This window comes from Lysobacter luteus (genome assembly GCF_907164845.1).
Taxonomy (GTDB): Bacteria; Pseudomonadota; Gammaproteobacteria; order Xanthomonadales; family Xanthomonadaceae; genus Novilysobacter; species Novilysobacter luteus.
The window spans coordinates 1451775-1464108 of record NZ_OU015430.1 but is presented as its reverse complement, the minus strand read 5'-3'; the positions used below and the strand labels follow the sequence as shown (position 1 = coordinate 1464108).

At 67.5% G+C, this 12334-nt stretch carries 10 protein-coding genes; 6 read left to right on the top strand and 4 right to left on the bottom strand.

Going from position 1 to position 12334, the window contains the following annotated elements:
- Positions 1–547: 547 nt before the first annotated feature.
- From KOD61_RS06855 to KOD61_RS06840, 4 genes are all read right to left on the bottom strand, one after another.
- Entirely contained in the window at positions 548–1234 is a 687-nt protein-coding gene (locus KOD61_RS06855) for a L,D-transpeptidase (RefSeq protein ID WP_251370538.1), read from the bottom strand.
- Positions 1235–1397: 163 nt separating this feature from the next.
- Positions 1398–1667, bottom strand: a complete 270-nt coding sequence (locus KOD61_RS06850; RefSeq protein WP_215217988.1) for a hypothetical protein — start codon at positions 1665–1667, stop codon at positions 1398–1400.
- A 450-nt stretch (positions 1668–2117) separates the two neighbouring features.
- Positions 2118–3392: a sensor histidine kinase gene (locus KOD61_RS06845; protein ID WP_215217987.1), complete on the bottom strand. Its 1275-nt coding sequence runs from the start codon at positions 3390–3392 to the stop codon at positions 2118–2120.
- On the bottom strand, positions 3392–4084 hold the full coding sequence (locus tag KOD61_RS06840) for a response regulator transcription factor (RefSeq protein ID WP_215217986.1): 693 nt from the start codon (positions 4082–4084) through the stop codon (positions 3392–3394). Before KOD61_RS06840 ends, KOD61_RS06845 begins: the two co-directional genes overlap by 1 nt.
- Positions 4085–4285: 201 nt before the next feature.
- Here KOD61_RS06840 and KOD61_RS06835 point away from each other — a divergent pair, with 201 nt between their 5' ends.
- The 6 genes from KOD61_RS06835 to KOD61_RS06810 all read left to right on the top strand — a co-directional run bounded on the left by KOD61_RS06835 (position 4286) and on the right by KOD61_RS06810 (position 12285).
- Positions 4286–5992: a phosphoethanolamine transferase gene (locus KOD61_RS06835; protein WP_215217985.1), complete on the top strand. Its 1707-nt coding sequence runs from the start codon at positions 4286–4288 to the stop codon at positions 5990–5992.
- Between the two features lie 136 nt (positions 5993–6128).
- Positions 6129–8078: an LTA synthase family protein gene (locus KOD61_RS06830; RefSeq protein WP_215217984.1), complete on the top strand. Its 1950-nt coding sequence runs from the start codon at positions 6129–6131 to the stop codon at positions 8076–8078.
- 109 nt (positions 8079–8187) lie between these two features.
- Entirely contained in the window at positions 8188–8880 is a 693-nt protein-coding gene (locus KOD61_RS06825; RefSeq protein WP_215217983.1) for a VIT1/CCC1 transporter family protein, read from the top strand.
- A gap of 72 nt (positions 8881–8952) precedes the next feature.
- Complete coding sequence (locus KOD61_RS06820) at positions 8953–10773, top strand: copper resistance system multicopper oxidase (RefSeq protein WP_215217982.1); 1821 nt, start codon at positions 8953–8955, stop codon at positions 10771–10773.
- Positions 10770–11711 (top strand): copper resistance protein B, encoded by a 942-nt coding sequence (locus KOD61_RS06815; RefSeq protein WP_215217981.1) that lies wholly within the window; start codon positions 10770–10772, stop codon positions 11709–11711. Before KOD61_RS06820 ends, KOD61_RS06815 begins: the two co-directional genes overlap by 4 nt.
- 58 nt (positions 11712–11769) lie before the next feature.
- Positions 11770–12285, top strand: a complete 516-nt coding sequence (locus tag KOD61_RS06810) for a DUF411 domain-containing protein (protein WP_215217980.1) — start codon at positions 11770–11772, stop codon at positions 12283–12285.
- The last annotated feature ends 49 nt before the right edge of the window (positions 12286–12334 follow it).

Genomic DNA, 12334 nt, shown 5'->3' with positions numbered 1-12334 from the left:
CGATGGCCTCTCTAGCCCTGTACGGATCTTGCGCACTCGTATGGCTGCATCGCGGCACCTTGAGTCAGTTAGTCGAGCACGCCGCGTTGCTACGCCGTAGGGGTCGACAGTAGATCTGGTAGCGCCCTATCTCGCAGACGGCGGGCGGTCTGCCAAGGGTGATAAGGTAGCCATCAGCGCGTCGATCATATCCAACCGGGCAAGCCGCAGCAGAGTAAGAGCGAGTTTTATGATCTTGATCCAGGCGCGTTTTGGCTGCTCTCCAGCCCGACGCCCAAACCCGCAGGACGGGGCAACGCAACACACAGCATTAGACAAGCACAGAGGCAAGCTTTTTGTGTTGCGTCACTCGCCGACCCGCTAAGCAACACATAGCAGAAAACCTACTAAGCAACGCAATTTCGGACAGAACATCCTGCTGACGAACGCACTCCAGATTTTTAGCTACGCAACAACCTCTACAAGTACCAAGATTGCGAAATTGTAGAACTGGCGGTGCTGGATGCCACGCCTCCTCTGAGCTGGATACGACGAGGCCGCCAGACCCCTAATGGCTGGCGGTCTCCGCGTGCCTTCCATCGTCTCCATCCGAACTCTCGAGGCTCTGTGCAAACTCCGGGAAGGTCTCTTCCAGCGGCGCCTCATCCGGCAGGACGTAGAACACTCCACCCCGCTGGAACGTCGGGCTGACCACATCCTCGTAAAAGTCGGGCGAAACGTTGATGCAGCCGTGACTGATGCGGTTGTCGTCGGGCGTCGGTGATGCGAGGCGTTCCGGGCGACGCTCGGACGGCACACCCGTTGCGGTCGGATGGATGGAAACGGCGGAATCGTAGTCCACCCAGAGCACGCGTCCGGCGTCGAGCGACGGACCGAAGCCGCCTACGAAACGACCAGCCGGCGTAGTGCGATCCCGGCCCGGGATCTCGCGTAGCGCCAAGCCGGCGATGCCCGGGGCCGCATGGTCGCCAACCGCCGAACCGAAGAGCCCGGGGGCCGCACCGCGAAGCCGGCCGTCTCCGCCAAACACCAGGATCTGCGCGGCGGCCTTGTCGATGACGGCGAACGGATACCCCTGGCTGTCATTCGATGCGACCACCCATCCCGCGAGCTCGATGACGGTGGCGGACACGTCCTGGCCTTGCGGAAGTTGATCGACGGCGGCGACGGGTCGCGCGGGTGCATCTTCCGCGCTGGCCGCGCCAAAACTGGCGAATGCCAACGCGAGGGCCAATGCACCATTGACGGCGCGCGTCGCGGGATGAGTGCGTGTACGGATGGGACGTCCTCCGTTGAACTGGAACTGCGAAAAGATGCCAAGGACCTGGGAGGCGGTTGACCTGCAAGGGCAACCGACTCCGGTTCAGGCCGTCAGGCGCAAAACGTTTGGTGCGCTATCAACCGCGCGGAACGCGACGCGGCCCGGTCTCGAGCTGCTGGACGCGGCTCTCGATCTGGTCCAGACGCTGGTTGGCGCGCTGTGCGGACTGGTTGGCGGACTCGGCGCTCTGCGCGGCGCTCTGCACCCGCGTGTCGAGCTGGTCGAGGCGCGAGTTGATACCCGCGAACTCGTCGTCGTAGGTGGCACAGGCGCCAAGGCCCAGGGTGGCGATGATCGCCACGGTGAGCGTACGGGCGATCGCGAGGTTCGGTTTGGTCATGGGCATTTCAAATCCTCCTTCGTCATAGGTCTCCGGAATATAGCCGCCTTATGGACGGGCCCGTAAACCGCTTTCAGCTGACGTTGGAGTACGTGGATGATCTGTGAAAGTCGCCACGAAACCGGCGTGCATGTGGACGCTTTTGCCGGTCCGCGCAAGCCACCGCACTGTCCGGCCGAAGCCGCCAACAGCCCCCGATGCGGCGACCACCCATTCGTCACGCGCCCCGCGACTAATGACACGGGACCCGATTTCGGAGGTGGTGATGCGAGGGAAGAACCCGCTGCTGCATGGCGTATGGCTGTTGGCGCTGACCTCTCCCCCCGCCTTGGGGATCGACCCGGCGACCCTCGCCAACAATGGGAAGGCGCGGGAACCCGGACCAGGGCGAGAGCGCGGGCCGTACCCTCCCCCGCCTTAACCGGCCCGCCAGAACCGCGACCTGGCGTCCGCGCCTCAGTTGGAGAACTTCAGCATCGCCGTCGTTCCGCGATCGCCGCGGGATTGCAACTCCAGCCGCCACCCGAAGTGTTCGCACAGGCGCGCGATCAATTCCAGGCCAATGCCGGGTTCACCCGTGTCCCCCACCCCGCCGTCGTTGCGCGCCAGGAGACCGTAGACGGCGCTGATCTGCTCGGGACTCATCCCGTGGCCCGGGTCCCGGATGACGACGGTGGCGTCCTCGTGCAGCTCGATATCGATGCAGCCGCTGTCGCTGTGTTCGATCGCATTGCGCAGCAGGTTGCCGATGGCTGCGCGGGCGATCGCCGCCGGGGCCTGGACATCGCAGCGTGCCGGTGGTGCCAGGCGCAGTTGCAGGGATTTGCCTGCGGTCAGGTGCTGGTGGTCCTCGACGATCCGCGGCAGCAAGGCGTCCAGTGCCAGCGGTTCGCTGCTGCTGACCAGCCGCGCAGGATCCTTCGCCAGCGCCAGTAAGAGCACCATCAACTGTTCCATTTCCCGCGCACTGCGCTGGATCCGATGAAGCTGGTGCGCGGCGACCTGCGGTTCCCGCAGCCCCAGCTCTGCCGCCCCGTTGATCACAGCGACCGGCGTGCGCAATTCGTGGCTGGCGGTATTGATGAAGTCGCGCTCGCGCTCCACGAACCGGGCGTTGCGCCCGAGGTAGTCGTTGAACGCATCGGCGATCACCACCAGCTCCGTACCCGCACCTGGCTCCACCTTGATGCGGCCGGGCTGGTCGCCGGGGTCCATCGTGCCGATGTCGCGGGCCAGCCGGCTCAGCGGATGCAGTAGCCGGCCCACCCCGAACACCGCGGCCACACCGATGGCCAGCAACAGGGCGAACGACGCCAGGACGGTCAGCAGCTCGTAGCCGGTCTCTTCGGATTCGAAAGCCTCGATATCCATGGCCAGGGTGTAGCGGATGCCATCGATGTCGCGCACCAGCACCACGTGGTTGGTGCGGCCGATCAGCACGTCGTCGTGCAACCCGGCGCCAAGCCCGCGCAACGGGGGCGGCAGCTGGGCATCATCCGTCCCGCCATAAAGTGACAGCCCATCGGTACCGTCCCACTGGTAGCCGGGTATTTCGCGGCTGCGCTGTATGAAGTGATCAAGTTCTGCCGTCAGCAGGGATTTCCACGCGGCGCGCTCGACGTACTCGACAACCACGGTGCCCTGCGCAATCACCGCCACCGTCAGGGCCGTGGCAAAAGCCAGCAACCACAGGACAATGCGATAGCGGAGGCTGCGCGGCGGGCGGAGCATCACGGCCCTGCCGGGGTGGCGACGCGCGCAAGGCGGTAGCCGGTGCGCGGGACGGTCTGGATCAGCTTGACCGGGAACGGGCCATCCACCTCCCGGCGCAACTCGTAGACATGGGAGCGCAACATGTCGCCGTCCGGCGGTTCGTCGCCCCACAGGGTGCGCTCCAGCTGTTCGCGCGTCACCACCGCCGGGCTGGCCCGCATCAGTGCTTCCAGCAACTTCCGGCCGGCGGGAAACAGGTGAATGGCCTGCCCTGCGCGGGTCGCCTCCAGCGTGTCCAGGTCCAGGCGCAGGTCCTCGACCTCAAGGACACGGCGTCGAGCGCGGCCCTCGACCCGGGTCAGCAGCGCTTCCAGTCGAACCTCAAGCTCGGGGAGATCGAACGGCTTGGTGAGGTAGTCGTCCGCTCCTGCCCGGAACCCGGCGAGCTTGTCGGGCAATTCGTCGCGCGCGGTCAGCATCACCACCGGGATATCGCTGTGCCCCTCTTCGCGCAGTTTGCGCAGCACCTGGGGTCCGTCCATGCGCGGCAGCATCCAGTCGAGCACCACCGCATCGTAGGGCTGGGTAAGCGCCAGGTGGAGCCCGGTGATGCCGTCCGGTGCCGCGTCCAGCACATGGCCACGCGATTCGAAGTACGCGAACAGGTTGGCGACCAGGTCGCGGTTGTCTTCGATGACAAGCAGGCGCATGGCGATTCCGGGATCGGGTGTCGGGCGGCCACCACAGTGTGCGGCAACGTGTCGGAAATCCGTTAGTTGCCGGTTGGCTGCGGTCAAGCGGGTTGCCGACAGCCTTCCGACAAGGCGGACACGGAATCCCGACAGGGAGGCGACCGGCCTCCGACACCACCGGGGCGAGCATCCGTCCGGAGTCCACGGGTCCATGCACAAATGGCAGAGAGCATTGCATCGGCGCTCCCCCGGCGCTTCGCCACCCCGCCTTGGCGGGCTGTGGTTGCGTGGCGCCCCCTGGTGACCGTTGAAGCCCTGGTGATCCTGGCCAGCGGGTACTTCGTGCTCACCGCCAACCAGCCCTTCTGGCAGGCAGCGCTCGCGCATGCGGGCGACAACCGGGTGTCGGCCGTCGCCGTCTTCGTCGCGCTGATTGGGCTGCACGGGCTGCTGCTGGGTGCGCTGGTGGTCAATCGATGGGCACGCCCGACACTGGCCCTGCTGCTGGTCACCACCGCGTTCGCGACGTATTACATGCAGGCATATGGCGCCTATCTGGACGCCGACATGCTGCGCAACGTACTGCATACCGACCCCGCGGAAGCACGCGAACTCCTGACCCCGGGTCTGTTCCCGCACGTGCTGTTATATGCCGTATTGCCGGGTGTCGTGCTGTATCGGGTGCGGGTGCTGCGTCGCAGGCCGCTGCAGGCGGTACTGGTGCGGGGCGCGTTTCTCCTGGGCATGTGGGTGCTGGTCATGGCGGCCGGCGCGGTCTCGTTCAAGGAGGTCTCGTCCCTCCTCCGGAACCGGCACGAAGTCCGTTACCTGATCACGCCGGCCAACTACCTCTATGGCCTGGGGCGGCTCGCATTCTCGCAGCCACCCACGTCGAACAGGCCATTGCTGCCGATCGCCGTGGACGCGCGCGCGACCCGGCCGGCGACGGCGGGCAAACCTCGCCTGCTGGTCCTTGTCGTGGGCGAAACCGTGCGGGCGCAGAACTGGGGCCTCAATGGCTACCGCCGCCAGACCACGCCACGGCTTGCGGGCCTGGACATCATCAACTTCCGTGACATGCAGGCGTGCGGGAGCAGCACCGAGGCCTCGCTGCCTTGCATGTTCTCGCCATGGGGGCGGGCAAAGTACGACGAGGCGCGGATCCGTTCGCACCAGTCCTTGCTCCACGTGCTGCAAAGGCTCGGCGTGGAGGTGCTGTGGCGTGACAACCAGAGCGGCTGCAAAGGCGTCTGCGCCGGGTTGGCGTTCGAATCCACCGCTGCGGCCGGCGATCCCGTGCTGTGCGACCGGTTGCGCTGCCTCGACGAGGTCCTGCTCAAGGGCCTGCCCCCACGGGCCGAGAGCCGGGCACGGGACCGGGTGATCGTCCTGCACATGCTCGGAAACCATGGCCCGAGCTATTTCGACCGGTATCCCCCGGAGTTCGAGACGTTCGTGCCTACCTGCCGATCCGCCGAGCTGGGTCGTTGCTCGCGCGACCAGATCGTGAACGCCTACGACAACGCCGTGCTCTACACCGATCACGTCCTTGCGGGAGCGATCGAACGGCTCGACGCCGCGGAGGGTTACGACTCCGCGCTGATCTATCTCTCCGACCACGGGGAATCGCTGGGCGAGAAGGGGCTGTACCTGCACGGCATGCCGTACGCCATTGCGCCCCGGGAGCAATTGCGCGTCCCGATGCTGATGTGGTTCAAGCCCCGGCTCGCCGCCGCGATGGACCTTGACCTCCCCTGCCTGCAACGTCGCGCGGGGATGCCGGCGAGCCACGACAACCTGTTTTCAACCGTGCTGGGGCTGTTCGACATACGGACCGCCGCGATCACGCCTGGGCGGGACCTGCTGGCCGCCTGCCGCGGACCTGGGGATGGAGACGGCACGCCGGGTGTCCTGGCCGCACCGTGACATCAGTGTTGGGCGACGGGCAGAGCGGTCACCCCGGTGCCTGGTCCCGACAACTCTCCGACATCTCGCCCACGCAGATCCGACCCGCTCAAGCCAAGCATGGCGGCGTTGTCCACGCGTAGGCACGGGTCCACCGATGTTGTCGAGAGTGTTTTCGCCGGCAAAGCCGTTGCTCTGGTTCTTCGCCGCCGGTCTGGCGCTGCTGAGTGCATCGCGAATCGGGCTCGCGCTATGGAAGTTCGACCAGGTCGCACAGGTGGGCGGCTGGGCCGAAGTGCTGCTGCAAGGTGTGCGCGTCGACATCGCCACGCTGTGCATGCTGTTCGCCGCGCCGACCGTCGCCGTACTTGCGTGGCCTTCAAGCCGACGGGTACACCTTGCCGTATCCGCATGGTTGGCCCTTTGCATGGCATTGCTGCTGCAACTGGAGCTGGCCACCCCCGGCTTCATGGGCGAGTACGGCCTACGGCCGAACCGGCTGTTCCTGGAGTACCTGGTCTATCCGCGCGAGGTCGCCTCCACCCTGTGGCAAAGCCGGCCGGCCCAGGTGCTGCTTGCACCGGTGGTGCTGGCGGGGACGCTCGGGCTGGGTTGGGTGCGCGCACGCACGGCGTTCGTACCAACGCCCGCGGCGGCGCCGGCCTGGTTGCGCGCGTCGGTCGCGGTCCTGGCAGTGCTTGTGTGTGCAATGGGTGCACGCTCCACCCTGGGGCACCGCCCCCTCAACCCCGCGTTGGTGGCCTTCAGCGCCAACCCGGTGGTCAACCAGTTGCCGTTGAACTCGTTCTATTCGCTGGCCCACGCAACGCGCCAGTGGCTGCAGCAGGACGACACCGCGATGAAGCTTTATGGCGGCTTGCCCGACAGCGAGGTCATCGCCGCCGTGCGTGCCGACACCGGACTGCCGGCCAGCCATTTCACCGACGACACCCTCCCAACGCTGGCCGCCCGCGTGCCCAGCCACCCTGGCAAACCGAAGAACCTCGTCATCATCCTGGAGGAAAGCCTGGGCGCGCAGTTCATCGGCCATCTGGGCGGGCTGCCGCTTTCCCCTAACCTGGACCGCCTGAGCACGGATGCCTGGACGTTCACCCGCATGTACGCCACCGGGACCCGCAGCGTCCGCGGCATCGAGGCGGTGGTTGCCGGGTTCCCGCCGTCACCGGCCCAGGCCGTGGTCAAGCAGCCCGAGGCGCAGCACGGCTTCTACACGCTCGCGCAGACGTTGCGTGAGCACGGCTACGACACCACGTTCTACTACGGGGGCGAGGGACACTTCGACAACATGCGCGGGTTCTTCTTCGGCAATGGCTTTGGCCGTGTGGTCGAGCAGAAGGACTTTCGCGCGCCAGTGTTCACCGGTTCCTGGGGCGTCAGCGACGAAGATCTGTTCACCCGCGCCGACCAGGAGTTCCGGCGGCTGCATGCAGCTGGCACGCCGTTCTTCGGCCTGGTGTTCTCCTCCAGTAACCACGACCCGTTCGAGTTCCCTGATGGTCGCATCGAACTTTTCGAGCAGCCCAGGCAGACCCGGAACAACGCCGCAAAGTACGCCGACCATGCCGTGGGTGGGTTTTTCGAGCGCGCGATGGCGTCCGAGTACTGGGAGGACACGGTGTTCCTGGTGGTCGCCGATCACGACTCCCGCGTGTTCGGGCGTGATCTCGTGCCCGTCGACAACTTCCACGTGCCTGCACTGATCCTGGGTGGCGGGATAACCCCACGCCGGGACGAGCGGATCGCGAGCCAGGTGGACCTGGGGCCCACCCTGCTGTCGCTCATCGGCGTCGGCGATGCCACGCCCATGGCCGGCCGCGACCTCAGCGACCCGGGCATGCGTCGACCGGGCCGTGCGCTGATGCAGTACCACGGTAACTTCGCGTGGATGCAAGGCGACGACGTGGTGGTGCTCCAGCCCCAGAAGCCACCCGTGCAGTTTCGCTACGAAGCGGACTCCGGACGTCTGCTCCCGGCGCAGCTGGACCGTGACCTCGCCAGGACCGCACACGCGCACGCGCTGTGGGGGTCGATGGCCTACGAACGGCAGTGGTATCGCCTGCCCTCCCCCGACGGAGCCCAGGAATGAAGAACGCTGTCGCGTCGATGCGGCTGCGCGTGCGTCGTGATTGTGCCCACCGGAACGCGCATGATCGGGTGCAGTCTTCAACCCAGCCAAGTCGCGAGAGCCTACCGCCATGCCACACCTCCACCCGGAACGTCATATGGCTTCGCGCATCGGCTGGTTGCGCGCCGCGGTGCTCGGCGCCAACGACGGAGTCATCTCGACAGCGAGCCTGATGGTCGGCGTCGCCGCGGCGGGCGCTTCGCCGGCGGCGGTACTGACCGCCGGTGTCGCCGGGTTGGCAGCCGGCGCGATGTCGATGGCGGCGGGTGAATACGTCTCGGTGCAGTCCCAGGCCGACACTGAACGTGCAGACATCCTGCGGGAAACGCGCGAACTGGAAACACAACCGGAGGTCGAATCCGCCGAACTGGTAGCGATCTACCGCAAGCGCGGGCTTGAGCATGACCTGGCCACCCAGGTCGCCGCCCAGTTGATGGCGCACGACCCACTCGGCGCGCACGTGCGCGATGAGCTGGGCATCACCGAAACCCTCCGCGCGCGCCCCGTTCAGGCGGCCCTCGCCTCGGCTGCCGCGTTTGCCCTCGGGGCCGCACTGCCCATTGCGACATCACTCGCCGCCAGCGCGGACACTGTGGCGTGGATCATGTCGACGACCGTGGCTGCCTTGTTGGGGTTGGGTGCGCTGGCAGCCTATGCCGGCGGGGCCCCGAAGCTCAGGGGGGCGGTCCGTGTCGCGTTCTGGGGTGCGCTGGCGATGGCCCTGACTGCGGGAGTGGGACGCCTGTTCGGCGCAGCCGTTTGACCTTCCCGCCGTGGGAACCCGTAACCTGCTCCTTTCGTGCGGCCGTGCAACTCCGGCCCTGTCCGGATTCCGATGTCTCCACGCAAGCCCACCAGCCCCTGGTCCCCCCATCTCCACCGTGATGCCAGCGCGGTAGACGGCAGCCGCCGACGGTTCGTGACCGGCCTGGCCGCGGCCGGCATCGCCGGGGGCGCCGGATTGTGGCGACTGCCAGCGTTCGCCGCCGAAGCCGCGGCCACCGGCCCCGTGGAACTGCGTGGCACCGATTTCGACCTGTCGATCGGGCGTGCACCGGTCAACTTCACCGGCCGCACGCGCCCAGCGACCACCGTCAACGGTTCCCTGCCCGGGCCGCTGCTGCGCTGGCGCGAGGGCGACACGGTCACTTTGCGGGTCGCCAACCGGCTGCGCGACGAGCCGGCCTCGATCCACTGGCACGGCATCCTGTTGCCGGCGAACATGGACGGCGTGCCCGGCCTGAGCTTCGACGGCATCCACCCGGGCGAGACCTGGACCTACCGCTTCACGCTGCAGCAGTCGGGGACCTACTGGTACCACAGCCACTCGATGTACCAGGAGCAGGCCGGCCTGTACGGCGCCATCGTGGTGGACCCGCTGCGACCGCCGCCGTTCCATTACGACTGCGAGCACGTGGTGTTGCTGTCGGACTGGACGGACATGGACCCGGCCGCGCTGTTCGCGCGCATGAAGAAGATGTCCGAACACGACAACTTCTACCGGCGCACGGCGGGCGACTTCCTCGACGACGTCGGTCGCAACGGCCTGGAGGCCACGCTGGCCGACCGCGGAATGTGGGGGCGGATGCGGATGACCCCGACCGACATCTCCGACATCAACGCCCACACCTACACCTACCTGCTCAACGGCACCGCGCCCGCGGGCAACTGGACCGGGCTGTTCCGCCCGGGCGAGAAGGTGCTGCTGCGCTTCATCAACGCATCGGCGATGACCTACTTCGACATCCGCATCCCCGGACTGAAGATGACGGTGGTCGCCGCCGACGGCCAGTACGTGCACCCGGTCAGCGTCGACGAGTTCCGCATCGCCGTGGCCGAGACGTTCGACGTGCTGGTCGAGCCGACTGGCGCAGATGCGTTCGCCATCTTCGCGCAGGACATGGGCCGCACCGGCTATGCGCGCGGCACCCTCGCCGTCCGCCACGGGCTGGCCCCCGACGTCCCGCCGCTGGACCCGCGGCCGCTGTTGACGATGGACGACATGGGCCACGGCGGGATGGCGCATGCCGGCATGGACCACGGCCAGGCGGCGCAGATGAAGGGCATGGAAGGTGGCTGCGGCGCCCACATGGGGCATGCGATGCCGGCCATGGACCACGCCGCCGGTGGCATGCAGCAGCACCCGGCCAGCGAGGCCGGCAACCCGCTGGTCGACATGCAGACGATGTCGCCCGTCCCGCGCCTGGACGACCCCGGCATCGGCCTGCGCGACAACGGCCGCAAGGTGCTGGCGTACTCGGACCTGCGCAGCACGTTCGAAGACCCCGATGGGCGCGAGCCATCACGCACCGTCGAACTGCACCTGACCGGCCACATGGAGAAGTTCGCCTGGTCATTCGATGGTTTGAAGTTCGACGACGCCGAGCCGCTGCGGCTGAACTACGGCGAGCGCATGCGCATCGTGCTGGTCAACGACACGATGATGACCCACCCCATCCACCTGCACGGCATGTGGAGCGACCTGGAGGGCGAGGATGGCGGGTTCATGGTCCGCAAGCACACCGTCGACATGCCCCCGGGGACGAAACGCAGCTACCGGGTGCGCGCCGACGCCCTCGGCCGCTGGGCGTACCACTGCCACCTGCTGTACCACATGGAAGCCGGGATGATGCGCGAAGTGCGGGTGGTCGAATGACGCGCGCTGGCCTTCGCTTCCTGTCGTTGGTTGTCGCCGTGCTGGCAGGGGTTGCGTGCGCACCGTTGCTGGCGCAGGAGCATGAGCACCCACAGGAAGTAGCGCCGCCCCAGGAACCCGAGCCGGTTGTCGACCACTCGCAGATGGACCACTCGCAGATGGACCATTCGCAGCACACCACCGGAGAACCGCCGGCGGCCGCCCGGGCCACGGCCGCCTCCGCGCAACCGCGCACCCCGATCCCGGTGCTGACCGACGCCGACCGCGCGGCCGCGTTTCCCGAATTGCACCACCGGATGAGCCACGGCTCCGGCATCCACGGGTTCCTGCTCGTCGACCGGCTCGAAGCGTGGGACGGCGACGACGGCAACGGACAAGGCTGGGAGCTGCAGGGCTGGCTGGGAGGCGACATCAACCGGGTCTGGTTGCGCAGCGAGGGCGAGCGCGAAGCCGGTCGTACCCACGCCGCCGATGTCGAAGTGCTGTACGGACGCGCGGTCTCGGCCTGGTGGGACGTGGTCGCCGGCGTCCGCCAGCAGACCCGACCGGGTGACGCGCAGACCTGGGCCGCCATCGGCGTTCAGGGCCTGGCGCCCTACATGTTCGAGACCCAGGCGACGGCCTACCTGGGCGAGTCGGGCCAGGTCGAGGCGGTCGTCGAGGTCGAGTACGAGCTGCTGCTGACCAACCGGCTGATCCTGCAGCCCGTGGTGGAAGCAAGCTTCTTCGCGAAAGACGACGCTACGCGGGGCGTAGGCTCCGGGCTGGCGACGACCGAGGCCGGGCTGCGCCTGCGCTACGAGTTCACCCGCAGGTTCGCGCCCTACATCGGCCTGGTGCACGAACGTGCCCACGGCGGTACGGCCGATCTGCGCCACGGCGCCGGCGATCGCACGCGGGACACCCGCTGGGTCGTCGGCCTGCGCACCTGGTTCTAGCCGGCGCGCCGGCCAACCTGCAAGAATCCCGATCGAGACACAGACGAGAACGCCCGTGATGAAGCCCCTGCCTGCCCTTCTCTCCGCCGTCGCGCTCGCGGCCGCCCTGCCGGCCTGCGCCGGCAACAACCCGGCGCCAGCCAGCGCCGCGCAGGCGGACGTCCATGTTGCCGCTTCACCGGTTGCCGAGACCCTCCCGCGCCTGCTGGTGCACAAGAGTCCGAGCTGCGGCTGCTGCGTGCACTGGGTTGAGCACATGCGCGAGGCCGGCTTCCCGGTCGAGGTGCGCGATGTCGACGACGTGCATGCGGTGAAGGAGCGCGTCGGCGTGCCCACCGGCAAGGCGTCGTGCCATACAGCAGAGATCGCCGGCTACTTCATCGAGGGCCACGTGCCCGCCACGGACGTCAAGCGCCTGCTGGCCGAGTCGCCCGAGGCACGTGGGCTGACGGTGCCGGGCATGCCGGCCGGTTCGCCCGGCATGGAGATGCCGGACGGCCGCATCCAACCGTACGCGGTTGAGCTCGTGGCCACCGACGGCAGCAGCACCGAGTTTTCCCGCCACGGTGACTGACCCGTTGGGATTGCGGTCAGGCAACCGCGTCGCACTGCGCGACAATGGC

Excerpts from the sequence above, each read along its gene's own strand:
- KOD61_RS06845 (WP_215217987.1), bottom strand. The coding sequence starts at position 3,392 with ATGCTCCGCCCGCCGCGCAGCCTCCGCTATCGCATTGTCCTGTGGTTG.
- KOD61_RS06840 (WP_215217986.1), bottom strand. The coding sequence starts at position 4,084 with ATGCGCCTGCTTGTCATCGAAGACAACCGCGACCTGGTCGCCAACCTG.
- KOD61_RS06835 (WP_215217985.1), top strand. The coding sequence starts at position 4,286 with ATGGCAGAGAGCATTGCATCGGCGCTCCCCCGGCGCTTCGCCACCCCG.
- KOD61_RS06830 (WP_215217984.1), top strand. The coding sequence starts at position 6,129 with ATGTTGTCGAGAGTGTTTTCGCCGGCAAAGCCGTTGCTCTGGTTCTTC.
- KOD61_RS06820 (WP_215217982.1), top strand. The coding sequence starts at position 8,953 with ATGTCTCCACGCAAGCCCACCAGCCCCTGGTCCCCCCATCTCCACCGT.
- KOD61_RS06850 (WP_215217988.1), bottom strand. The coding sequence starts at position 1,667 with ATGCCCATGACCAAACCGAACCTCGCGATCGCCCGTACGCTCACCGTG.
- KOD61_RS06810 (WP_215217980.1), top strand. The coding sequence starts at position 11,770 with ATGAAGCCCCTGCCTGCCCTTCTCTCCGCCGTCGCGCTCGCGGCCGCC.
- KOD61_RS06815 (WP_215217981.1), top strand. The coding sequence starts at position 10,770 with ATGACGCGCGCTGGCCTTCGCTTCCTGTCGTTGGTTGTCGCCGTGCTG.
- KOD61_RS06825 (WP_215217983.1), top strand. The coding sequence starts at position 8,188 with ATGCCACACCTCCACCCGGAACGTCATATGGCTTCGCGCATCGGCTGG.